A 22,602-nucleotide genomic window follows, 5' to 3' on the forward strand; every position below is an offset into this window, starting at 1 on the left:
TGCGGCCGACGATCACGGTGCGCCCGCGCCGCCCCCGACCGGTGCGTCGCTGCCTTCCGGCTCCTCGCGCGGTGCCAGGGACGCGAAGTCCCCGGTGTCGCCGAGCCGCACCAGGAAGGGCCGCAACCGGGTGTAGCGGATCGCGGTGACGGAACAGGGTTCGACGGAGATCCTCTGGAAGAGGTCCAGATGAAGTCCGAGCGCCTCCGCGACGAGGGACTTGATGATGTCACCGTGGGAGCACATGAGGTAGACGGCGTCGGCGCCGTGGTCGCGCTCCACGCGCGCGTTCCACTCGCGCACCGCCTCGGCGGCGCGGGTCTGCATCGCGCGCATCGACTCGCCGCCGGGGAACGCGGCGGCCGAGGGGTGCGCCTGCACCACCTCCATCAGCGGCTCGTCCTTGAGTTCGGCGAGCTTGCGGCCGGACCAGTCGCCGTAGTCGCACTCGCCGATCCGCTCGTCCGTGTGCGCGGTCAGTTCCGGCCGGGAGTCCAGCAGCGGTCCCACGGTCTCCCGGCAGCGCTGGAGCGGGCTGGTGACGACTTCGGCGATCGGCAGTCCGTCGAGCCGCCCCGGCAGCGCCGCGGCCTGTGCGGTGCCGCGTTCGTCCAGGGCGACCCCGGGGGTCCAGCCGGCGAGCAGCCCGGCGGTGTTGGCGGTGGAGCGTCCGTGCCTGACGAGGATCAGCGTGGGCATGCGGCCAGGGTAGGCGTACGGACGCTTCGGGTGGTGACCGGACGAAGGGAGAACACTCTCTGTGATCGTCGACTGCGCCGTCTATCGCGACGGCCACCGCGCATCGGGCTCAGGCGGCCTCTCCGGTGCCCTCGCCGCGGCACGGGCCGCCGGGGGTTTCGTGTGGGTGGGGCTGCACGAGCCGAGCGAGGAGGAGTTCGGCCTGGTCAGCGAGGAGTTCGCGCTGCATCCCCTGGCGGTGGAGGACGCCCTGAAGGCCCATCAGCGGCCCAAGCTGGAGGTCTACGAGGACTCGCTGTTCGTGGTGCTCAAGCCCGTGGTGTACGACCCGCGCAGCGACGCCGTCTCCACCGGCGAGATCATGATCTTCCTGGGCGACTCGTTCGTGGTGACGGTCCGCCACGGCGAGGGCGACGGGCCGGCCGCCGTGCGGCACCGTCTCGAACAGGAGCCGGAGATGCTCGGCCACGGCCCGACCGCCGTGCTGTACGCGATCGCCGACACCACCGTCGACCACTACCTGGACGTGGCCGCCGAGCTCCAGACGGACCTGGAGGAGCTGGAGGCGGAGGTCTTCTCGCCGGACGGGGGCTCGCGGAACTCCGCCTCACGGATCTACGCCTTCAAGCGCCGGGTCACGGAGTTCCGGCGGGCGACGGGCCCGCTGGCGCTGCCGATGTCCCGCCTGGGCGGCAGCGGCACGGGTCTGTTCCACCCGGCGGTGCCGTTCGTGGACGACCGGGCGCGGCCCTTCTTCCGGGACGTCAGTGACCATCTGAGCCGGGTCAACGACTCGGTGGAGAGCCTGGACCGGCTGGTCTCGGACGTCCTGTCGGCGCACCTCGCGCAGACCGGTGTCCAGCAGAACGACGACATGCGGAAGATCTCCGCGTGGGCGGCCATGGCCGCGGTGCCCACGATGATCGCGGGCATCTACGGCATGAACTTCACGCACATGCCCGAGCTGCGCCGGCTCTGGTCCTACCCCGCCGTGATCCTGCTGATGGCCCTTCTGGAGATGCTGCTGTACCGGCTGTTCAAGCGACGGGGCTGGCTGTAGGCCCACCAGTCGCCCGGAGGCGTGCACGGCGTGGACGCCGGCCGCGCGGAGCACCTGGCCCGGCCGAACGGGTCCGGGCGCGGGCGTAACCGGGCGGCGGCCGGCGCGTTGTTCTCCGTGACGGCCGTGGCGGGGAAGACCCCCGAGCCCCCACCACGGCCGCGAAAATCTCCCGGACGCGTCGCCCGCCCTTGTCGCGGCGGGCGGTCACGCAAGCCCGGTGCGCTCCAGGGCCTCGGTGCCGGCCCGGAGCGAGGCGAGCCGCTCCTCCAGCGTGAACCCCGCGGGGGCGAGGGTCAGCGTGGTCACCCCGGCCGCCGCGTAGGCCTTCATGCGGTCCGCGATCCGGTCGACGGAGCCGAGCAGCGTGGTCTGGTCGATGAGCTGCTGCGGTACGGCGGCCGCGGCGCCCTGCTTGTCGCCGGACAGGTACTTGTCCTGGATCTCGGCGGCCTCCTTCTCGTAGCCCATGCGGCGGGCGAGCTGGTTGTAGAAGTTCTGCTTGCGGCTGCCCATGCCGCCCACGTACAGCGCGGTGTAGGGGCGGAAGGTGTCGGCGAGGCGGGACACGTCCTTGTCGTCTCCGACGGCCAGCGGCAGGGTGGGGCAGACGTCGAAGCCGTCCAGGGTCAGGCCGGCCTTCTCGCGGCCCGCGCGCAGGTGCTTGACGGCGGTGTCCTCCAGGTGGTCGGCGGAGGGGAAGATGAGCAGCGCGCCGTCGGCGATCTCGCCGGTCTGCTCCAGGTTCTTCGGGCCGATGGCGGCGATGTAGAGCGGGATGTGCTCACGCTGCGTGTGCACGGTCAGCTTGATCGGCTTGCCGGGGCCGCCCGGCAGCGGCAGCGTCCAGTGCTCGCCGTCGTACGTCAGCCGCTCCCGCGTCATCGCCCTGCGGACGATCTCGACGTACTCGCGGGTGCGGGCCAGCGGCTTGTCGAACTTCACTCCGTACCAGCCCTCGGACACCTGCGGTCCTGACACGCCGAGGCCGAGCCGGAAGCGGCCGCCGGACAGCGAGTCCAGCGTGGCGGCCGTCATCGCCGTCATCGCGGGCTGCCGGGCGGGGATCTGGAAGATGGCCGAGCCCACGTCGATGCGCTCGGTCTGTGCGGCGACCCAGGTGAGCACGGTGGCCGCGTCCGAGCCGTAGGCCTCGGCGGCCCAGCACACGGCGTATCCGAGCCGGTCCGCCTCCTGCGCGACGGCCAGGTTGTCCGCGTCCATGCCGGCACCCCAGTAGCCGAGGTTGATCCCGAGCTGCATGCCGTTCCCCTTACCCATCAGTAACGTCCGTTGTGCGGGGAACACTAGCGCGGCCCCGCGGCCCACGGCAGTGCATGACCTGCGGTACGGCGGGTTCGCGGCGCCGGCCCGGAGGGGCGGAAACCGGGTTGTCCACAGGTCACCCACGTGTCGGCCGTGGCCAGTAATCTCGCGACCATGGAGCAGAGGCATCTCGGCCGTACGGGCCTGCGCGTGTCCCGCATCGGCCTCGGCACCCTCACCTGGGGCCGGGACACCGACGAGCACGACGCCGCGGACATGCTGAAGGTGTTCTGGGAGGCGGGCGGCACCCTCGTCGACACGGCGGACGTCTACAGCGACGGACAGGCCGAGTATCTGCTCGGGCGGCTCATGGAGGGTCTCGTGCCCCGCCGTGACCTGGTCCTCTCGACCAAGGCGGGCAGCGTGCCGGACCCGGACCGGCGCTTCGACGGCTCCCGCGGCCATCTGCTGGCGGCGCTGGACGCCTCCCTCGCCCGCCTCGGCACGGACTACGTCGACTTGTGGCACGTCCACGCCTTCGATCCGCACACACCGCTGGAGGAGACCCTGCACGCGGTCGACCTAGCCGTCGGCAGCGGCCGGGTGCGCTACGCGGGCGTCTCCAACTTCTGCGGCTGGCAACTGGCCAAGGCGGCGACCTGGCAGCTCGCCGCGCCCGGCGCCCGGACGCGGCTGGCGAGCACGCAGATGGAGTACTCACTGCTGCAACGCGGTGTGGAGCGCGAGGTGCTGCCCGCCGCGCTGGACCTGGGCGTCGGTCTGCTGCCGTCCTCACCGCTGGGCCGGGGCGTGCTGACCGGTAAGTACCGCAACGCGACACCGCCGGACTCGCGGGGTGCCTCGGAGCACCTGGCGCCGTTCGTCGAGCCGTACCTGGACGACACCGCGGGCCGCATCGTGGACGCGGTGTCCACGGCGGCGGACGGGCTGGCGGTGACCCCGCTCGAGGTGGCCCTCGCCTGGGTCCGGGACCGGCCCGGCGTGGCCGCGCCGATCGTCGGCACCCGCAACGCGCAGCAGCTCACGGCCGTGCTGTCAGTGGAGGCGCTTAGTCTTCCTGACGAGATCTGCCGGGCCCTCGACGACGTGTCGGAGCCCGTGCACCGCTATCCCGATCACGACTGGAGCACGCTGTGAGCACGGAGCCGGAGACCACGGAACAGACCGGGCCTGGCATCCCGGACCCCGGGGCGGACAACGGCCCGCGCCACGACGGCCCGGTCGTGGCGGGCGGTACGCCGGGGGGCGGTGCGGAGGCCGACGCGGGCGGCGGCGCGCCGGAAGCCGGGGGCACGGGCGCCGCCCCGGACTCGGACGGCGGCCCGGAGGGCAACGCGGGCGACGTCGGCTTGGCGGACGACGAGCGGTCGGGTGCCAGGACGGACGAGCGGTCGGACGCGGAGGCGGACGGGCGGGCCGGCGCGTCGTCGGACGGCGCGGACGCGGACGGCGCGGGCGACGGTGGCTCCGCAGCCGACGGGCAGTCGGACGCCGGGGAGGACGGACGGGCCGGCGCGGAGGCGGGTGGCTCGGGCGGGAGGTCTGAGGCCGAGGCCGAGTTGGCGGCTCAGCGGGTCGAGCGGGCGCGGATCGAGCAGCGGAAGGCCGAGCGGAAGGGGCCGATCGAGAGCGGCGGCAGGCTCAGCGGCACCGCGGCCGACCTGCTGGCCGCCGTGCGGGCCGTGGAGAGCGGTGAGAAGCCCGCGGCCACCGTCTTCGCCGAGCCCGAGCCCGCACCGCGCCGCCCGGCCCCCGAACCGGCACGGCGGCCGATGACCGAAGCCCCCGAGCCCGCCACCGAGCCCGCCGCTCCGGCGCCTGGGACCGTCGAGGCGGTGCGCCGGGTGCTGGCCCGGGGCGGCGCCCCGGAGACGCTCGCCCCGCAGGTCGCCGCGGCTCTCGGGGAGGGCGCGGAGGAGCGGCTCAACGAGGACCCCTGGCAGTTGCTGCACGTCACCGGCGTGCGACCGGAGCAGGCCGACGGATTCGCGCGCGCCCTGCTCGGCGCGGAGTGCGGCCCGGACGACGAGCGCCGCGGCCGGGCCTTCACCGTGTGGCTGCTGGAGCAGGCCGCCCTCGCCGGGCACACGGCCCTGGAGGCTCCGGCGCTGACCGCCGCCCTGGCTCAGCGGGCGGTGCCCGATCCCGAGGCGGCCCTGAACGCCACGCTGGCGGAGGGCGAGGCCCTGGTGTTCCAGGACGCCCTGGAGGACGCCCCGCCCGCCGAGGAGGCGGACGAGGCCGGCGAGCGCCCGGTGCGCGTGCTCGTCGGCCTGGAGCGGTACGCGCTCGCCGAGGAGAGCCTGGCCGACGGACTCGCCCGCCTGATCAACTCCACGCCGAAGCAAGGCGGTTCGGCCCCGGACTGGGAACGGGCCGCCGCCTCCGCCCAGGGCTCGGCCGCCGAGTTGCTCCGTGCCGTCGCCGGGCACTGCCTGGTGCTGCACACCGGCGGGGAGGCGTCCCGCGTGGAGCCCGCGCGGCTGCTGGGCGAGGCACGGCGCCTCGGACTGCGCGCCTGGGCCGCCCCCCACAGCCCGCTCGGCCGGGACGGCTTCGGGCAGCTCGTGCGGCGGCTCCAGCATGCACAAAAGGCACAGGAGGCACAGGCACCCGCGGAGGCGTCCGCGCCCCCCGTCGCCACGGTGGCCGGACTGCTGTCCGGCGCCGAGGGCCCCGGCCGGGACGAGGACGGTTCCCTCGCCCTCGACCTCCTCGTCGTGCTCGACGCGCCCCAGCTGGACGTCGAGACGGCGGCCCTGCTGGTCGAGTCGCTGCCCGACGGGGCGCGGCTGGTGCTGACCGGGGATCCGACCGTGCTGTGGTCCGTGGGGCCGGGACGGGTGTTCGCGGATCTGCTGGCGGCGCGGGTGTGCCCGCAGATCGCCTCGCGCGTGCCGGACCCGGGCCCGCTGGGCGAGCTGGTCTCCGGCATCGGCGTGGGCGAGCTGAACCAGGTGGCGGCGCCCGGCAAGGAGGTCGTGATCGTCCCGGTGCGAGAGGCGGGCGAGGCCGTGCACCGGACCGTGCAGCTCGTCGCGGACTCGGTGCCGCGGGCGATCGGCATCCCGGCCGAGCAGACCGTGGTGATCACCCCCGGTCACGGCGGCGCGGCCGGCACGCGCGCGCTGAACGCGGCGCTGAAGGAGCGGCTCAACCCGGGGCCCGGCCGCTTCGGCGGTTTCGACCCGGGCGACCGGATCGCCTACTCCCCCGCCCCGGGCCGTACGCTGCCCGGTCATGTGGTGAAGGCCGACGCCGAGGGGCTGCACCTGTCTTGTTCGGGTGCCCACGTGGTGGTCCCGAAGGAGCGGGTGGAGACACGTCTGCGGCACGGGTGGGCGCTGACCGCGCACCAGGCGGTGGGCGGCCGGTGGCCGGCGGTGGTCGTGGTGCTGCCCGGCGACGCGGCACAGGCGCTCAGCCGCCCGTGGGTCTGCACGGCGTTCAGCAGGGCCGCCCGGCATCTGTCCGTGGTGCACGGCGTGGAGCAGGCGCTCCCGCGGGCCGTCGCCGAGGTCCCGGCCAAGCCCCGTACGACCCGTCTGCCCGCCCTGCTCCAGCCCCCGGCGCAGGACACCGGGACCCAGGAGGGGACGGCCGGCTGACCGCCCGGAACACACGGCCCGGCCGCCGCGGACCCACCCGGGCGCGCGGCCCGGCCCACCGGCGCGCGGCCGGGCGGACCGGCGCGCGGCCGGGCGGACCGGCCGGCCGCCGGTCCGCCGACGGCCTCAGCGGTCGTTCGCGTCCAGCGGTTCCAGGTCCTCGTCGTCGAGGGGCGCGTTGAAGTCGTCCTCGTCGAGGTCCTCGTCCTCATCCTCTTCGAGGTCGCCGTCGAGGTCCTCGTCCTCTTCGTCGAAGACCGCGCTGACGTCGAAGCGGCACACGACCCGTTCCGGATCGACGTGCTCGAAGGGGGCGTCCAGCCAGTCGCCCGGGTCGGCGGGCTCGTCCGCGGCGGTGACCCACAGCGTGGAGTCTCCCTCCTCCAGGCCGAACTCCTTGTGCCGGGAGGCGATCTCGTCCGGTTCGAACTCGCCGAACAGGATGCCGATCGCCCCGTGCACCGTGCCGGAGGCGCCCTCGGCGGTGCCCAGGACGGCGTCGGAGTCCGCGGCCTCCACCCGCTGGGCCTGCGCCAGCAGCCGCTGCGGCTCGGCCACGGCGTAATCGCGGCGGATCATCACGCTGATCGCGTTCGGTTCCTCGGGCCCCGTGTACGGCGGCAGCGAGTCGTCACCGGGGATCTCGAAGGGCGTGACCTCGTCGTAGCGGTCGTAGAGCAACTCGTCGTACGCCTCCGCGGCCGCGGCCAGCTGGTTGAACCCCTCGTAGACGGCCGGGTCCTCTTCCCCCGACCGGCGTTCGACCGCGGCCAGGTGGCGGTCGAGCGCGGTCTTGACCGCCTCGGCGGCGGCGCGTACCTCGGCAGCGGTGGGCTGCGCAGCATCAGACATAGTGCAGACGCTATCCGTACCGGGCCCCAGCCCGCACAATAGATGCGATGCCGGAATACGAATTTGTCGACGTGCATGTCCCGCGCGGGGTGTCCCGCAAGGAGACGGCACGTCTGCTGACGGACCACGCCGAGTACGGACACTGGGAGTTGTACCGCCTGAGCCTGCTGCGCGACGGCAGCCGCAGGGTGCGGTTGCGCCGGCGGATCATCCGCCAGGTGCGCGCCACATGGTGAGCTGAGGCGGCCCGAGTCACGGCGGGCCCCGCTCGATGCGAGGCCCGCCTTGTCATGCGCATAGCCGTCAGGCCGCCTGGCACACGGCCGTCGTCGGACTACCTGGCCGAGGCCCGAGCCCTGCGGTACAGCACGGCACCCGCGAGCAGCGCGCCCGCGCCCACCGGCAGGACGGTGCCCATCGGCAGTTCGGTGCCGGTCTGGGCGAGTTGCGCCCTGTCGGTCACGGCGACGGAGTGCGCGGTCGGATGGTTCACCCGCGTCGATCCACCGGGGGTGCCGCTGCCGCCACCCGCGGAGGGAGGCGTGGAGGGCGTACCGGGCGTCTCGGGAGTGCCCGGAGTGCCCGGAGTGCCGGGGTTTCCAGGAGTTCCCGGAGTGTCCGGCGTTCCCGGAGTGCCGGGGGTTCCGGGCGTGCCCGGGTTCCCTGGGTGACCCGGGTGGCTCGGGTGGCCTGGGTGACTGGGGTGGCCTGGGTGACTGGGGTGGCCCGGGTGGCCGGGGTGGCCGGGGTGGCCCGGGTGGCCAGGTGTGCTGGGCGGGACCTCCCGGTCGCCGCCCGGAGGCGTGGTGTGGCTCCCGCCGCCGTTGGCGCAGTGGTTGCCCAGGGCCGGGTTGGCCACGCCGATCACGTCGACGCTGTTGCCGCAGACGTTGACGGGCACGTCGACCGGCACCTGCACCGTGTTCCCGGAGCCGACGCCGGGCGAGCCGCTGGTGCGCCCCTCGGCGTGGGAGCCGCCGTTGTTCCCGCCCGCGTGGCTGCCGCCCTGCTGGACGCAGGTGTTGCCCGCCGCCGGGTTGAGCAGCCCGACGACGTTGATCGTGTTGCCGCAGACGTTCACCGGCACGTGCACCGGCACCTGCACCGTGTTGCCGGACAGCACGCCCGGTGAGTTGGACGCGGCGCCGGAAGCGCCCGCGTCGGCGTGGGCGTAACCGCTCGCCGCGGCGATCACACCGGTGGCCGCGGCCACCGTCATCAGGCCCTTGCGGGTGACCTGTCGCATGTTGCTGAATCCCTGCCTTCGACCTTCTCGAACCTTCCGGAACGCGCGGTCGCACCTGTCGGAGTTCGACGTCGGGACCGCGCCTGCAAACCGGTCGGCCCCGGAGCGCATGGCGGGCGCTCCGGGGCCGACGGGTTCAGACCCCCCACGGAGTCGATGGAGTCAGACCCTCACGGGGCGGGGCACAACGTCAGTGGTTGACGCAGGTGTTGCCGAAGGCGGGGTTCAGCAGCCCGATCACCGAGATCGTGTTGCCGCACACGTTCACCGGCACGTGAACGGGCACCTGGATGACGTTGCCGGAAAGGACACCCGGGGACTGCACGGCAGCACCCTGGGCACCCGAGTCGGCGGCGGCCATCCCGGCGCCCGCGAGAACCAGTCCACCGGTGGCGACCGCGGCAGCGACGACCTTCTTGATCATTATTCCTCCTCGTTGGCAAAAGCGATCTCATGTTGCTGATCGCATCACCTGTAACGAGGAGGAACTAATCGGGATACGAGCTTATGGTCGCATTCACCCGTCCCGGTCATTCCCGCACGCGCGGCCGAATACCGGGGTCAAGCCGGTGATGACGGACCGGGCGGATCGCAGGACACGTCTCAGGACACGCGCCTCAGGACGCGTCGATGAACCGGTCGAGCACGCGCACCCCGAACTTAAGGCCGTCCACCGGCACCCGCTCGTCCACGCCGTGGAACATGCCCGCGAAGTCCAGCTCCGGCGGCAGCTTCAGCGGCGCGAAGCCGAAGCCCCGGATGCCCAGGTCGTCGAAGGACTTGGCGTCGGTACCGCCGGAGAGCATGTACGGGATGGCCTTCGCGGCCGGGTCCTCGGCCAGCAGCGCGGACTGCATCGCCTCGACCAGGGCCCCGTCGAAGGTGGTCTCGACGGCCTTGTCGGAGTGCACGTCCTCGCGCTTGACCTTCGGTCCCAGGATCCGGTCCAGGTCCGCGAGGAACTCCTCCTCGAAGCCGGGCAGGAACCGTCCGTCGACGTGCGCGGTCGCCTCGCCCGGAATGACGTTGACCTTGTAACCGGCGCCCAGCTGCGTGGGATTGGCGGTGTTGCTCAGGGTCGCGCCGATGAGCTTGGCGATACCGCCGAGCTTGGCGATCGTGCCGTCCATGTCCTCCGGGTCGAGCTCGGTGCCGAGCGCGTCGCCCAGCTCGTCCAGGAAGGCGCGGGTGGTCTTGGTCACCCGCACCGGGAACCTGTGCCGCCCGAGCCGTGCCACGGCCTCCGACAGCTCGGTGATCGCGTTGTCCCGGTGGATCATCGAGCCGTGCCCCGCGGTGCCGGCCACGGTCAGCTTCATCCAGTGCATGCCCTTCTCGGCCGTCTGGATCAGGTACAGCCGCCGCTGCTCGCTGACGGTGAAGGAGAACCCGCCGACCTCGCTGATCGCCTCGGTGACCCCCTCGAACAGGTCCCGGTGCCGGTCCACCAGGTACCGGGCGCCGTACGTGCCGCCCGCCTCCTCGTCGGCGAGGAAGGCGAGCACGATGTCCCGCGGAGGCCTGCGCCCGCTGCGCAGCCGGTCGCGCACGACCGCCAGCGTCATCGCGTCCATGTCCTTCATGTCGACCGCGCCGCGGCCCCACACGCACCCGTCCGCGACCTCGCCGGAGAAGGGGTGATGGGTCCAGTCGTCGGCGTTGGCCGGTACGACGTCGGTGTGGCCGTGGATCAGCAGGGCGGGCCGGGAGGGGTCCTCGCCCTCGATACGGGCCACCGTCGAGGCCCGGCCCGGGTGCGACTCGAAGATCTTCGGCTCCAGGCCCACCTCGGCGAGCTTCTCGGCGACGTACTCGGCCGCCGCCCGCTCACCCGGCCCCGAGTGGTCGCCGTAGTTGCTGGTGTCGATCTGGATCAGCTCGCGGCAGAGGTTCACGACCTCGTCCTCGCCGGTGACGCCCCTGGCCGTGCCCGTCTCGCTCACGCTGCTTCCTCCCGCTGTGTGCTGGTGGCCACCTCGTGTGCCGGTGGTCCACTCATCCTCCCCCTCCCCCGCGCCAACCCCAAGAGAGCCTCCTGCCCCGGCCGGCGCCCGCGCGGCCCTGGGCAGGGCGGGTGATCGGACCTGCCCGAAAGCCTGGTAATGTTTCCTTCGTCGCGGCGGGAAGGCCCGCACGACAGACACCTCGTCCGGGTGGCGGAATGGCAGACGCGCTAGCTTGAGGTGCTAGTGCCCTTTATCGGGCGTGGGGGTTCAAGTCCCCCCTCGGACACCACGGAGCACCGATGAAAGTGCTCTGGTAGCAACGACGAAACGGGCTCATCGTGATCACGATGAGCCCGTTTTGGTATGCCTGGGCAGGCCAGGGTCGGTGTGATGGTGCTTATATGCATGACTGCCCGGCGGCTGGCGAGCCGCCGGGCAGTCGATCTTTGTGGTTGTTGATCTTTAGTGGGCTGTTGAAGTGTGGGCAGTCTCACTCATCGGGCTCGGTCTTTTCTGGCTCGGTGATGTAGCCCTTGGGGGTCCAGGTGCCCAGTGGCTTGGTCTTGCGGCGGCGGGTGGGCCGACGGTGGGGTCGGTCGCCGTGGAGGGCGATGGCGTTCGCCCAGGCGGTGAGTTTGCGGCGGTTGGCATGGGCGAGCTGGAAGGCCAGCAGAAGCGTCTGGGCGGCGATGCCGCGGATGCGGCGGGTGCCGGCATCTTCGAGGCGTTCCTTGGCGTAGCCGTTGATGCCCTCGACGCTGTTGCGGAGCCGGAAGTACACGCGCTGCCAGGCTTCTGAGCCGTATTGGAGGGGCTGCCACTGGTCTGCGCCGGACTCGGCCGGGACTGTGATGGTCTTCTGGCTGCAGCACGGGGGTGAGCCCGCCGGGCTGGGCGCTGGGTCGACGAGGGGCAGGTGGATGCCGCGGCCGAGGGTGTGCTTCTTGAGGGGGCACTGGGCGCGGCCCGCTTCCGCAGGGCACATGACGCGGCGGTGGCCCTCGGCGTCGGGGCGCTGCTTGGGCATGAAGATGTAGGCGGCGCGGGCGCGGATGCGGTTGATCCAGGACTGCTTGTCGATCTTCTCGTGGATGAGGTCCTTGGTGGCGTTCTTGAGCTCGTCGGGCATGGAGGGGCAGTACCAGTTGCCCTCGACGAGTTGGGCGCCGGCGAAGCCGGCTTGTGTTGGTGACGGTGTTCGTGCCGCGGGCGTGGCTGGAGGGGCGGAAGAGATGACGGGCCTCACCGGGGCGGGAGGCCCAGGCGGTGGCCTCGGTCAGGACCGGGGCCCAGGCGGTGCGGCACAGCATCACGCGGGCGCGCTGTCCGCGGACGGCGACGGCCACGGCGCCGTTGGGTGCTTCGCGGACATCGTGGGTGTGCAGCGGGATGATCTCGGGTGAGTCCAGGGCGCAGCCGAAGCCGAGGGCCAGCAGGGCGAGCAGGCCGTAGCGCAGTTCGTCGGTGGGCTGGACGCGGGCGTTGGCATACAGCTGGGCCTGTTCGGATCGTGTGTAGGGGCGGGAGGAGTCCGAGCCGGAGTAGGCGGCGGGCTGGCCGGTGGCCCGGTCGGGGCCGAGCAGGGCGCGGCGCAGTTTGTTGAGACGGCAGCGGCGATTAGAACGGGAGGACTCCTCCACGTGCAGGCAGCCGGTGGGCAGATACCACTCGATCGCTTCGGGGGTGACCAGATGCTCGGCTCGGGTGGGGCGTCCTGTGCCGTACGCGTGGGCGGCGGCGTGTGCGAGGGCGCCGAGCCAGTCGCGTGCTTCCTTCGGCGTGGCGGGCCTGGCCTTGGCCACCGCGCGGCGGCAGTCGGGGCCGATGTGCTCCCAGACGGGGCCGGGAATTCTGGGCCGGTACTGGTCGATCGCGTCCATCGAGATTCTCCACCAGGAAAGAACACCGGGAGGGTGTTTTTGGAACAGCATGTGGTGGAGGTGGTGGCCGCTGTCATGCCAGGAGGTCCGGGTGGGCGACACTCTTCGCTGTGCCACGAGGAGACAAGCGAAGCCGGAGCCCTGCCGAGTACTTGGGGCGCCGACCTCCTGCTGGAGCTACTGGAGAGCGAGGCCCGTCTGCTCGGCGCCTCCCGGATGGTCCTCAACACCCGCCTGGACCTGGTCGAGGCCCGCGCCCTGTACGTCCGCCACGGCTACCGCGAGATTCCGGCATATTGCACGGGGCTGTACACAGAGATCTGGTACGGCAAGGATCTCGGCCAAGTCAACTGACCAGCTTGCGCCTCCCCGGAAGTATCGCTGTCGCCCAAAGCTGGGGCGATCATGTCGGCCACGGCTTGCCAGCACGGGCGCTCACGACCGTCTTACGAGCTCTGTGGAGCGCACTCGTCCCGGGGCACTCGATCCCGCTAACGCTGTGGTGGTGGTCTGGTGACCGGACCGCTGGCCTGCATCGTGGGAAAACCGGTGGAACAGCGCGGGAAACGATCTCCGCGAGCACCGAAATAGCACCTGGCCAGCCAGTTCCGTCGGTGCCCCACCACCAGAAGACGGTGTCGACCGGTTGTCGGTCGGCACCGTCTTTCGTGTTCCCGCCGCGCACCGCGCCGGCACACACCGCGTACCGGCCCCGGGCTACACATGCGCCGCCGCCATGTGGTCCGTGAACCAGTCCCGGGCCAGTTCGGTCACCGTCCCCAGGGCGCCGGGCTCCTCGAAGAGGTGGGTGGCGCCGGGAACGACGCTGAGGCGGCTCTCGCAGCGCAGACGGGCCTGCGCCTCGCGGTTGAGGCCGAGGACCAGGTCGTCGGCACCGCCCACGATCAGCAGCGTGGGGGCGGTCACGTCCGGCAGGCGCGGCCCGGCGAGGTCGGGACGGCCGCCGCGGGAGACCACGGCGGCGATGTCCGCGCCGGGTTCCGCCGCGGCCCGGAGGGCGGCGGCCGCGCCGGTGCTGGCGCCGAAGTAGCCGACCGCCTGCCGCTCGGTGCCGGGCCGGCCGCGCAGCCAGTCGGTGGCGGCGGTGAGCCGGGCGGCCAGCAGCTCGGTGTCGAACACGTTGGCCCGCTCCTCCGCCTCCTGCTCGGTGAGCAGGTCGAACAGGAGGGTGCCGAGGCCGGCCCGGTTCAGGCCCTCGGCGACGAACCGGTTCCGCGGGCTGTGCCGTCCGCTGCCGCTGCCGTGGGCGAAGACCACGACGCCGACGGCGCCGGGGGGCACGGTCAGGTGGCCGCCGAGCCGCACTGAGCCGGCCGCCACCTCCACCTCGCGGTCGACGGGGACCCCGCGGGAGCGGGCCGCCGCCCGGCGGAGGCAGGCGACGACGTCCTCGTCGTCGAGCTGGGCGAAGTCGGCGTAGAACTGGCCGACCGCGAAGAAGTCCGGCGGGGTGTCCAGGCACACCAGCTCGTCCGCCTCGCCGCCGAGCCGGTACGTCCAGTCCGGCGGTGCGACGGGGACCGCCAGCACGGTCCGCGCGGCCCCGCGGGCGCGTACCGTCCGGCAGGCCGCGCGTGCGGTCGAGCCGGTGGCCACGCCGTCGTCGACGACCACGACGGTACGGCCCGCGACGGCGGCGGGTGGCCGTTGGCCCCGGTAGCGCGCGGCACGCCGGTCGAGCTCGCGGCGTTCGCGCTCCTCGACGCGCGCGAGCTCCGCGGGTGTGACGCGGGCCTCGCGCAGCACGTCCTCGCCGAGGACGCGTACGCCGTCCTCCCCGATCGCCCCCATGCCCAGCTCCGGGTGGGAGGGGACGCCCAGCTTCCGTACCAGGCACACGTCCAGCGGTGCGCCGAGGGCGTCCGCGACGGCCTCGGCCACGGGGACGCCGCCCCGGGGCAGGCCGAGCACCACGACGTCCTGGCCGGTGAGGTGGTCCAGGCGGGCGGCCAGCCGCCGTCCCGCGTCGATACGGTCCGTGAAGAGCACCGTGCGGCTCCTTCACTCCCTGGAGGTCCACAGGGGAGCGGGAGGCGTGGCCTCGGGCGCTCCCACCGCGTCGATGTCGCCCGCGGCGGCGCGCAGCAGCTCGCGGCCGAGTGCGATCAGCGCGCGGCCGGCCGCGAGTTCGTCGCCGATCTCGGGCACCGCCATGTCGTACGGATTGCGGCGGGCCTCCGCGCGGGTCTCCATGACGTTGTCGCCGGTGTCCAGGACGATCCGGGCGGTGGTGTCCGGGTCGTGTTCCGACAGGTACAGACTGAGCCGCCACTCCTTGACGGACGGAGGCCGGCTGCCGACGGGTCGAGTCATCGTCCGTGTCTCCTCAACTCCGGTGGGAGGCAAGGCCACGGCGTCGAGGCGACGAGCGACCCGGCGTGGCCTCCGTCTTCCACTGTGCCCCCCTCGGGCGCGCGCCGCACGGGCGCGACGGAGCGGGGGGCGTACCCGGGCGTACCCGGGGGGAACGAACCGGCGGCAGGCGCGGACGCCGCCGCGGGCAGAATGGGGGGCATGACCACGCGTTCCTGCCCGTGCGGGCTGCCCGAGCCGTACGAGAGCTGCTGCGGCCGCTACCACGGCGGCAGCGCCGCGCCGACCGCCGAGGCGCTGATGCGCTCGCGGTACTGCGCCTTCGTGCGGCGGGACGCGGGATACCTGCTGCGGACCTGGCACCCGCGGACCCGGCCGGCGCGACTCGACCTCGATCCCGGAATGCGCTGGACGGGGCTGGAGATCCTCGGCACGACGGACGGCTCGGCCTTCCACGGCACCGGGACGGTGACGTTCCGGGCGTCCTACCGCGGCGGCTCGCTGCTCGAACGCAGCCGGTTCGAGCGGGTCGACGGGGCGTGGGTGTACGTGGACGGGGACTTCCCCGAGGAGTGAGGCGAGCGCCGGGCTACGGCGCCAGGACGTCCAGTTCCTGGAGGGCTCCCGTGGTGATCTCGCGGGTCAGCCGCTCGGCGAGGTCCTCGTCGCGGGCCCGGACCGCCTCGGCGAGCTGAACGTGGAGGGTGACGGCCGCGGGGTCGGGCTCCTCGAACATGACCTCGTGGTGGGTGCGGCCCGCCAGGACCTCGGCGACCACGTCGCCGAGGCGGGCGAACATCTCGTTCCCGGAGGCGCCGAGGATCACCCGGTGGAAGGCGATGTCGTGGACCAGATACGCCTGAAGCCGGTGGTGGCCGCGTGAGTTGGCCACCATGCCGAGGGCGCACTCGGTGAGTTCGGCGCACTGCTCGGGGGTGGCGAGCCGGGCGGCCAGGCCCGCGGCGACCGGTTCGACGGCGGAGCGCAGCACGGTCAGCGACCGCAGTTGCCGGGGCCGGTCGGCGCCGGCCAGGCGCCAGCGGATGACCTGCGGGTCGTAGACGTTCCACTCGGTCCGTGGGAGCACGGTCACGCCGACGCGGCGGCGGGAGGCGACCAGGTGCATGGACTCCAGGACGCGCACCGCCTCGCGCATCACGGAGCGTGATACGTCGAAGCGCTGTGCGAGTTCGTCGGTACGCAGCACGCTGCCCGGCGGGTACTCGCCCGCGGTGATGGCGGGACCGAGGGTGTCCAGTACGCGGCCGTGCAGCCCTCGGCCCGGTGTGCTCATGCACTCAGCGTACGGGGCGGATCACGATCTCAAAAAGTCAGACTTATATGTCACACACTCTTGAATTAGTCGTACCTATAGGTTTCAGTGTGGCGGACGCCGGATGTCGGCGTCCCATGTCGAGGAAGACAGCGAGGCAGTGATGCGCACCCCCCACGTCGTCGTGGTGATGGGCGTCGCCGGCACGGGCAAGACCACGATCGGTCCCCTGCTCGCCGCCCGGCTCGGCGTTCCGTACGCCGAGGGCGACGACTTCCACCCGCGGGCCAACATCGACAGGATGACGGCCGGGATCCCGCTCCGCGACGAGGACCGGTGGCCGTGGCTGGATGCCATCGGCGCCTGGGCGCACGGGCGGGCGGGGCTCGGCGGGGTGGTGAGCAGCTCGGCGCTGAAGCGGTCGTACCGCGACCGGCTGCGGGCCGCGGCTCCCGGTGTCGTCTTCGTGCACCTGACGGGCGACCGGAAGCTGATCGAGGACCGGATGGCGCAGCGCCAGGGGCACTTCATGCCGACGGCGCTGCTGGACTCCCAGTTCGCCACTCTGGAGCCGCTCCAGCGGGACGAGCGGGGCGTCGACGTCGACGTCTCCGGGTCGCCCGAGGAGATCACCGCACGCGCGTTGTCCGCGCTGGACGGCCTCGACAGCTCTTCGCAGTCCGCCGAGGAGCAGCGGCCCTGAGCCGCGGGGCCTCACCCCCACGCTCGCCGACTGCGGCACACCTCTCCCCACCGTCCCACTTCACCAGCAAGGGAAAACCGTGACCAGACTCAGCGTCGAGATGCTGGCAGCGGACGCGCCCCCGCCGATCACCTCGGCCGGCCATGCCCAGCTCGGCATCGCCGCCCTCGCGGGCATCGCCGTCATCGTCCTGCTCATCACCCGGTTCAAGCTGCACGCCTTCCTGTCCCTGACCATCGGAACGCTGGTCCTCGGCGCGGTCGCCGGGGCACCGCTCGACAAGGCGATCGCCAGCTTCACCGCCGGCCTGGGCTCCACCGTCGCCGGCGTGGGCGTGCTGATCGCCCTCGGCGCGATCCTCGGCAAGCTGCTCGCCGACTCCGGCGGCGCCGACCAGGTCGTCGACACGATCCTGGCGAAGGCCAGGGGCCGGGCGATGCCGTGGGCGATGGTGCTGATCGCGTCCGTGATCGGTCTGCCGCTGTTCTTCGAGGTCGGCATCGTGCTGCTGATCCCGGTCGTGCTGATGGTGGCCAAGCGCGGCAACTACTCCCTGATGCGCATCGGTGTGCCGGCGCTGGCCGGTCTGTCCGTGATGCACGGCCTGATCCCGCCGCACCCCGGCCCGCTGGTCGCCATCGACGCGGTCAAGGCCAACCTGGGCGTGACGCTGGCGCTGGGCATTCTGGTCGCCATACCCACGGTGGTCATAGCCGGTCCGCTGTTCGCGAAGGTCGCGGCCCGCTGGGTGGACGTCCCCGTCCCGGAGCGGATGCTGCCCCAGCGCCCGTCGGAGGAGCTCCAGCGGCGTCCGGGCTTCGGCGCCACGCTGGCCACGGTGCTGCTCCCGGTGGTGCTGATGCTGGCCAAGGCCCTGGTCGACATCGTCGTGGACGACCCGGCGAACATGATCCAGCGTGTCTTCGACGTCATCGGCTCCCCGATGATCGCGTTGCTCGCCGCCGTGCTCGTCGGCGTCTTCACCCTGGGGATGCCGGCCGGGTTCAGCAAGGAGCGGATCTCCTCGATCGTCGAGAAGGGCCTCATGCCCATCGCCGGCATCCTGCTGATCGTGGGCGCGGGCGGCGGCTTCAAGCAGACGCTGATCGACGCCGGGGTTGGCCAGATGGTCCTGGACATCTCCAAGGACTGGTCGATCCCGGCGCTGCTCCTCGGCTGGCTGATCGCGGTGGCGATCCGGCTCGCGACCGGTTCGGCGACCGTGGCGACCATCTCGGCGGCCGGTCTGGCCGCCCCGCTCGCGGCCGACATGTCGACCACCCACGCCGCTCTGCTGGTGCTGGCCATCGGTGCCGGCTCGCTGTTCTTCAGCCATGTCAACGACGCCGGGTTCTGGCTGGTGAAGGAGTACTTCGGGCTGAGCGTCGGCCAGACGATCAAGAGCTGGTCGGTCATGGAGACGATCATCTCGGTGGTGGCGGGCGCCCTGGTGCTGCTGCTGTCCCTGGTGATCTAGGGGTACGCGGTTCACGGCGGCCGTGACCGGGGCATCGCCCGGTCACGGCCGCCGCGTTCGTACGGTGTCCGTGCCGCCCCACGGACGCCACAGCGGGTGCTGCTCGGCCGCCCATGCGCGGGTCACCAGGCCGGTGCGCAGGCCGCGGCGGGCCTCCGGGTCGCCGAGGGCCATGCCGATGTGGCCGGCCAGGACGACAGCGATGGTCAGGGCGAGCCAGTCGTGGACGAAGGTGGCGCTGGTGCGCCAGGCCACCGGGGTGAGGTGGGTGAACCACATCATCAGACCCGTGCCGAGCATGACCAGGCCGGCCCCGGCGATCCAGGCGGCGTAGATCTTCTGGCCGGCGTTGAACTTCCCGGCCGGGCGGGAGGCGGGCCGGCGGTCGCGGCGCAGGGCGGCGCGCAGCCAGACCCGGTCGTGCCGGCCGAAGCGGTTGAGGAAGCGCAGGTCGGCGCGGAAGGCGCGGGAGGCCAGGCCCAGCAGGACCGGTACGGGCAGGGCGAGGCCCGCGCACTCGTGGACGCGGACGACCAGTTCGCGCCGGCCGACCAGCTCGGCGAGCTGGGGGATGTACAGGCAGGCCGCCGTGACCACGCACACGCCCATGAGCGCGGCCGTGGTCCGGTGCACCCACCGCTCGGCCCGGGTGAAGCGGCGGACGCGGGTGCCGGGCGGGGCCGGGGTGTCAGCTCGTAGGGACATCGCTGCGTCCGTTCGAACGGCCGACCCAGGCGTCGACGTCGTAGCCGAGGTTCTCCCAGTAGCCGGGCTCGACGCGGTCGGTGACGGTGATGCCGGAGAGCCACTTGGCCGACTTGTAGAAGTACATGGGGGCCACGTACAGGCGGACCGGCCCGCCGTGCGCGTGCGCCAGGTCCTTGCCCTGCATGCGCAGCGCGACGAGCACGTCGGGGCGGCGGGCCTGGGCGAGGGTGAGGCTCTCGGTGTAGGTGCCGTCGAAGCAGGTGAAGCGGACGGCCCGGGCGCCCGCCCGCACTCCGGCCGCGTCGAGCAGCCGGGAGAGGCGTACGCCCTCGAAGGGGGTGCCGGGCACCCGCCAGCCGGTGACGCACTGGACGTCGCGGACCAGCCGGGTCCGGGGCAGGGCCCTGAGGTCGTCCAGCGTGTAGGTGGCGGGGTGGTCGACGAGGCCGTCGACGGTGAGGCGGTAGTCCGTGGCGTCCTTGTGCGGGACCGAGGCGGCGACCGAGTAGTAGCGGAAGCCGCCGCCGTTCGGCAGCAGGCCGGTCAGACCGGTGGGGTCCTTGCCGGACACCGCGCCGAGCAGGCCCTCCACGCCGCGTTGGAGTGTGGGCGCGGTGGCCACGCCGAGGGCGCCGAGGCCGAGGGTGGCGAGGAAGACGCGGCGGCCGACGGGGCGCCCCTCCTCTTCGGGCCGCCCATCGTCCTGGGGGAGTTCGGGGTTCACGTCTTCATTCGAGCACCCGCGCCCCCGGCGGGCCAGGGATCGCGGGTGCTCGTCAGACTTCCGTCATTGTTTTCCGTATCCGGGGTTTCCGTATCCGGGGTTTCCGTATCCGGGGTTTCCGTATCCGGGGTTTCCGTACCCGGGGTTTCCGTACCCAGCGTCTCCGTACCTGGGCCTAGGACGCCGTCTCCGCCGCCTCCGCCGCCTCGGCGGTCTCCGCCGCCTCGGCCGCCTTCTCCAGCTGGAAGGCCTCGTTGCCCAGGCCGATGCGGGCGTGCGCCTCCGGCCGGCGGGAGCGCAGTACGGCTCCCTGGACCAGGCCGACGACGAGGGCGAGGCCGATGATGCCGGGCAGCACCCGGCTCAGGAGCGAGCCGGGGCCGGCGTCGACCAGGACGTCGAAGTCCTTGACCGTATAGGTGGCGATCACCAGCAGCGCCAGGCCGGCCACGGCGGAGGTGACCAGCCGCCAGGCCTGCGCGGCCGCGGCGCCGCGCCGTACGAAGAAGACGATCACCGACACGCTGGCCGCCGCCATCAGCACGATGACGCCGAGCGCGCCGAGGTTGCCGAACCAGGTGAACAGGTGCAGCACGGGCGCGGTCGGGTCGCCGGTCGGCTTGTCGTCGGTGACGGCGAAGGCGATCACGATGACCAGTGAGACGACGGTCTGCGAGAGGGATCCGGTCGCGGGCGCGCCGCTGGAGCTGGAGGTGCGCCCGAAGGCGGCCGGGAGCAGGCCCTCGCGGCCCATGGCGAAGGCGTACCGGGCGACCACGTTGTGGAAGCTCAGCATGGCCGCGAACATGCCGGTGACGAACAGGACGTGCAGGACGTCGGTGAAGGTGCCGCCGAGCCGCGACTCGGTCAGGGTGAACAGCAGTCCGGCGCTCTCCTTCTGGGACGTGCCGATGATCGCCGAGGGGCCGGTGGCGATGGTCAGGGCCCAGCTGCTGATCGCGAAGAACACGGCGACGCCGGCGACGGCGAGGAACATCACGCGCGGGACCAGGACGTGCGGGCGGCTGGTCTCCTCGGCGTACACCGGGGCCTGCTCGAAGCCGAGGAAGGCGGCGATGCAGAAGCACAGCGCGGTGCCGATGCCGGCGCCGGCGAGCGTGTCCGGGTTGAAGGCGTGCAGGGACAGGCCCTCCTTGGCCGGGTCGGCGATCGCGGCCACGTCGAAGATCACGACGAGTACGACCTCGATGACCAGCAGTACGCCGAGCACGCGCGCGTTGACGTCGATCTTCAGCCAGCCGAGCGCGCCGACGACGCCCGCGGCCACGAGCGCGGGGATCCACCAGGCGACGGTGAGGTCGGCGTAGGTGGCGAACAGGTTGGAGACCTCGAAGCCGAAGATCCCGTAGATGCCGGCCTGGAGCGCGTTGTAGGCGACGAGGGCGACGAGGGCCGCGCCGGCGCCCGCCGTGCCGCCGAGGCCCCGGGAGATGTACGCGTAGAAGGCGCCCGCGTTGTGGACGTGGCGGCTCATCTCGGCGTAACCGAAGCTGAAGAGGATCAGTACGGTGCCCAGGAGCACGAAGAGCAGCGGCTGCCCGACGATCCCCATCACCGCGAATGTAGTGGGCATGACACCCGCGACCACCATGAGCGGGGCGGTCGCGGCGAGCACGGAGAGCAGCAGACCCCCCGTGCCGAGGCGGTCGGCGCGCAGGGCGCGCTCCTGCCCCTTGAAGGTGCTGATGCCGCCACCGTCGGCGGTGGATCTGTTCGTGCTCGAACTGCCCGTCGTCATCGGGGGTTCGTCCTTTCGGGCGTCGGGGTCGTGGTGCGTACGGGGTTGCTGGGCACTACACCGCACCGAGCGCGGCGGCGCGCGCGATGCGGAAGGCGGTGTACGGATCTCGGTCGGGGTACGCCCACGGCGCCTGGGTGGGATGGTCGCCGATGCGGTGGAACAGGGCGGCGGCCTCGGCGCCCCGGCCCTCGCAGTGCTTGGCGTGGGCGAGGAAGTTCAGATCGACCAGGCGACGCGGATGGTCCTCCTGCTCCCACTCCAGCCACCAGTCGAAGGCGGCCTTCATCACCTGCCGGGCCCTGCGGCCCGTCCAGTGCCCGGAGGCGGCCGGGTCGGCCTGCGCGTGTCCCGCGCCGGCCAGGACGCGGTAGCGCTCGGCGTGCGCGACCACCGGGAGCATGGCGAGGGGTGAGTCGGCGGGCGCCTGCTCGGCGGCCCAGTTGGCGAAGTCGTAGACCTCGTGCAGCGGGTCGGGGCCGGCGTCGGCGTGCCGCTCGGCCAGTTGGGCCACCATCAGGTGGTGGGCGTGGTGGTGGTCGGGATGGCGGTGGCGGATCCTGTCGAAGAGGCGGACGACCTCCTCCTCGTCGCCGAGGCCCCGCTCCAGCAGGAGCAGGCCCAGCCAGGGCGTCGGGTCGGCGGGCGCCAGCCCGGCCGCCGCCCGGCAGGCCTCGCGGGCCCGGTCCGGCTTCTCCCTGCCGGACAGGGCGCCCTGCACCAGGGACATGCCGAGCAGGACGGAGGCGTCGGCGGACTCGGGCTCGGCGAGCAGCCAGTCACGGGTCCAGGCCGCGGTGTGGGACTCCTCCGCGAGAACGGTGACACGGTGGCCGCGGCGGTCCCAGTCGTCCTTGGTGCGCACCAGCAGTGAGCGCACCGCCTGCCACCTTCCCTGCGCCAACGCCGCGCGCGCCTCGCGGAGTTCCCTGTCGTCGAGTGCGGTGTCGAAGGCCTGGGCGGCGCGCTTGCGGCCGCGTCCGAGGGGAGGCGGGGGTGGGGACACCGCGGAACTTCCTCACGCGCTCTTTGTTTCGTGGCCCGGC

General features: G+C 72.6%; 21 protein-coding genes, 1 tRNA gene and 1 pseudogene. 9 read left to right on the plus strand and 14 right to left on the minus strand.

Annotation, left to right across the window (positions count from 1 at the left end):
- Nucleotides 1–12: 12 nt before the first annotated feature.
- Nucleotides 13–699, minus strand: a complete 687-nt coding sequence (locus ACIOWN_RS09150) for a histidine phosphatase family protein (protein ID WP_362346864.1) — start codon at nucleotides 697–699, stop codon at nucleotides 13–15.
- A gap of 61 nt (nucleotides 700–760) precedes the next feature.
- On the opposite strand from ACIOWN_RS09150, the gene ACIOWN_RS09155 reads away from it, so the two are divergent.
- Nucleotides 761–1,759, plus strand: coding sequence for a magnesium and cobalt transport protein CorA (locus ACIOWN_RS09155; protein ID WP_362346862.1), 999 nt, complete (start codon nucleotides 761–763; stop codon nucleotides 1,757–1,759).
- 207 nt (nucleotides 1,760–1,966) lie between these two features.
- On the opposite strand, the gene ACIOWN_RS09160 is transcribed toward ACIOWN_RS09155, so the two are convergent.
- Nucleotides 1,967–3,022 (minus strand): LLM class F420-dependent oxidoreductase, encoded by a 1,056-nt coding sequence (locus ACIOWN_RS09160; RefSeq protein ID WP_401981269.1) that lies wholly within the window; start codon nucleotides 3,020–3,022, stop codon nucleotides 1,967–1,969.
- Nucleotides 3,023–3,199: 177 nt separating this feature from the next.
- Here ACIOWN_RS09160 and ACIOWN_RS09165 point away from each other — a divergent pair, with 177 nt between their 5' ends.
- Nucleotides 3,200–4,183 carry an aldo/keto reductase gene (locus tag ACIOWN_RS09165; protein WP_401981271.1) on the plus strand — a complete coding sequence of 328 codons (984 nt, stop codon included), beginning with the start codon at nucleotides 3,200–3,202 and terminating at the stop codon, nucleotides 4,181–4,183.
- Entirely contained in the window at nucleotides 4,180–6,654 is a 2,475-nt protein-coding gene (locus ACIOWN_RS09170; RefSeq protein ID WP_401981274.1) for a helix-hairpin-helix domain-containing protein, read from the plus strand. Before ACIOWN_RS09165 ends, ACIOWN_RS09170 begins: the two co-directional genes overlap by 4 nt.
- 126 nt (nucleotides 6,655–6,780) lie before the next feature.
- On the opposite strand, the gene ACIOWN_RS09175 is transcribed toward ACIOWN_RS09170, so the two are convergent.
- The gene (locus ACIOWN_RS09175; protein ID WP_401981277.1) at nucleotides 6,781–7,506 is read right to left on the minus strand and encodes a hypothetical protein; all 726 of its coding nucleotides are present in this window, start codon (nucleotides 7,504–7,506) and stop codon (nucleotides 6,781–6,783) included.
- 47 nt (nucleotides 7,507–7,553) lie between these two features.
- Here ACIOWN_RS09175 and ACIOWN_RS09180 point away from each other — a divergent pair, with 47 nt between their 5' ends.
- Nucleotides 7,554–7,742, plus strand: a complete 189-nt coding sequence (locus ACIOWN_RS09180; protein ID WP_362346853.1) for a DUF5703 family protein — start codon at nucleotides 7,554–7,556, stop codon at nucleotides 7,740–7,742.
- Nucleotides 7,743–7,840: 98 nt separating this feature from the next.
- Here the strand turns inward: ACIOWN_RS09180 and ACIOWN_RS09185 are convergent, their stop codons facing one another.
- From ACIOWN_RS09185 to ACIOWN_RS09195, 3 genes are all read right to left on the minus strand, one after another.
- On the minus strand, nucleotides 7,841–8,752 hold the full coding sequence (locus ACIOWN_RS09185; protein ID WP_401981280.1) for a chaplin: 912 nt from the start codon (nucleotides 8,750–8,752) through the stop codon (nucleotides 7,841–7,843).
- Nucleotides 8,753–8,942: 190 nt separating this feature from the next.
- Nucleotides 8,943–9,176, minus strand: coding sequence for a chaplin ChpH (chpH, locus tag ACIOWN_RS09190; protein ID WP_100567728.1), 234 nt, complete (start codon nucleotides 9,174–9,176; stop codon nucleotides 8,943–8,945).
- A gap of 193 nt (nucleotides 9,177–9,369) precedes the next feature.
- Nucleotides 9,370–10,695 carry a M20/M25/M40 family metallo-hydrolase gene (locus tag ACIOWN_RS09195; RefSeq protein WP_401981283.1) on the minus strand — a complete coding sequence of 442 codons (1,326 nt, stop codon included), beginning with the start codon at nucleotides 10,693–10,695 and terminating at the stop codon, nucleotides 9,370–9,372.
- A 204-nt stretch (nucleotides 10,696–10,899) separates the two neighbouring features.
- On the opposite strand from ACIOWN_RS09195, the gene ACIOWN_RS09200 reads away from it, so the two are divergent.
- Nucleotides 10,900–10,987 (plus strand) — tRNA-Leu (locus ACIOWN_RS09200).
- 201 nt (nucleotides 10,988–11,188) lie between these two features.
- On the opposite strand, the gene ACIOWN_RS09205 is transcribed toward ACIOWN_RS09200, so the two are convergent.
- Nucleotides 11,189–11,827 (minus strand): hypothetical protein, encoded by a 639-nt coding sequence (locus ACIOWN_RS09205; RefSeq protein ID WP_401981286.1) that lies wholly within the window; start codon nucleotides 11,825–11,827, stop codon nucleotides 11,189–11,191.
- A 907-nt stretch (nucleotides 11,828–12,734) separates the two neighbouring features.
- Here ACIOWN_RS09205 and ACIOWN_RS09210 point away from each other — a divergent pair.
- Nucleotides 12,735–12,932 (plus strand): annotated as a pseudogene (locus tag ACIOWN_RS09210) (GNAT family N-acetyltransferase); the annotation flags it as partial.
- Nucleotides 12,933–13,295: 363 nt separating this feature from the next.
- On the opposite strand, the gene ACIOWN_RS09215 reads toward ACIOWN_RS09210, so the two are convergent.
- A complete protein-coding gene (locus ACIOWN_RS09215) occupies nucleotides 13,296–14,588 on the minus strand; it encodes a phosphoribosyltransferase family protein (protein ID WP_401981288.1) in 1,293 nt (430 codons plus the stop codon).
- A gap of 12 nt (nucleotides 14,589–14,600) precedes the next feature.
- Nucleotides 14,601–14,912 carry a dsRBD fold-containing protein gene (locus ACIOWN_RS09220; protein WP_362346844.1) on the minus strand — a complete coding sequence of 104 codons (312 nt, stop codon included), beginning with the start codon at nucleotides 14,910–14,912 and terminating at the stop codon, nucleotides 14,601–14,603.
- A gap of 201 nt (nucleotides 14,913–15,113) precedes the next feature.
- Between ACIOWN_RS09220 and ACIOWN_RS09225 the strand changes: the two genes are divergently transcribed.
- Nucleotides 15,114–15,488: a YchJ family metal-binding protein gene (locus ACIOWN_RS09225; protein ID WP_362346842.1), complete on the plus strand. Its 375-nt coding sequence runs from the start codon at nucleotides 15,114–15,116 to the stop codon at nucleotides 15,486–15,488.
- Nucleotides 15,489–15,501: 13 nt separating this feature from the next.
- Here ACIOWN_RS09225 and ACIOWN_RS09230 read toward each other — a convergent pair whose 3' ends face one another.
- Nucleotides 15,502–16,206, minus strand: coding sequence for a FadR/GntR family transcriptional regulator (locus tag ACIOWN_RS09230; RefSeq protein WP_326801793.1), 705 nt, complete (start codon nucleotides 16,204–16,206; stop codon nucleotides 15,502–15,504).
- Between the two features lie 142 nt (nucleotides 16,207–16,348).
- Between ACIOWN_RS09230 and ACIOWN_RS09235 the strand changes: the two genes are divergently transcribed.
- A complete protein-coding gene (locus tag ACIOWN_RS09235) occupies nucleotides 16,349–16,888 on the plus strand; it encodes a gluconokinase (RefSeq protein WP_100567722.1) in 540 nt (179 codons plus the stop codon).
- A 79-nt stretch (nucleotides 16,889–16,967) separates the two neighbouring features.
- Entirely contained in the window at nucleotides 16,968–18,365 is a 1,398-nt protein-coding gene (locus tag ACIOWN_RS09240; RefSeq protein WP_362346840.1) for a gluconate:H+ symporter, read from the plus strand.
- 42 nt (nucleotides 18,366–18,407) lie between these two features.
- Here ACIOWN_RS09240 and ACIOWN_RS09245 read toward each other — a convergent pair whose 3' ends face one another.
- The 4 genes from ACIOWN_RS09245 to ACIOWN_RS09260 all read right to left on the minus strand — a co-directional run bounded on the left by ACIOWN_RS09245 (nucleotide 18,408) and on the right by ACIOWN_RS09260 (nucleotide 22,562).
- Complete coding sequence (locus tag ACIOWN_RS09245; RefSeq protein WP_401981292.1) at nucleotides 18,408–19,070, minus strand: cytochrome b/b6 domain-containing protein; 663 nt, start codon at nucleotides 19,068–19,070, stop codon at nucleotides 18,408–18,410.
- A complete protein-coding gene (locus tag ACIOWN_RS09250; protein ID WP_362346837.1) occupies nucleotides 19,054–19,797 on the minus strand; it encodes a molybdopterin-dependent oxidoreductase in 744 nt (247 codons plus the stop codon). The genes ACIOWN_RS09245 and ACIOWN_RS09250 overlap by 17 nt, the downstream gene beginning before the upstream one ends.
- A 175-nt stretch (nucleotides 19,798–19,972) precedes the next feature.
- The gene (locus tag ACIOWN_RS09255; protein WP_362346835.1) at nucleotides 19,973–21,556 is read right to left on the minus strand and encodes an APC family permease; all 1,584 of its coding nucleotides are present in this window, start codon (nucleotides 21,554–21,556) and stop codon (nucleotides 19,973–19,975) included.
- A gap of 55 nt (nucleotides 21,557–21,611) precedes the next feature.
- Entirely contained in the window at nucleotides 21,612–22,562 is a 951-nt protein-coding gene (locus tag ACIOWN_RS09260; RefSeq protein WP_362346833.1) for a hypothetical protein, read from the minus strand.
- Nucleotides 22,563–22,602: the final 40 nt, after the last annotated feature.

Source organism: Streptomyces sp. NPDC087787 (assembly GCF_044743035.1).
Taxonomy (GTDB): Bacteria; Actinomycetota; Actinomycetes; order Streptomycetales; family Streptomycetaceae; genus Streptomyces.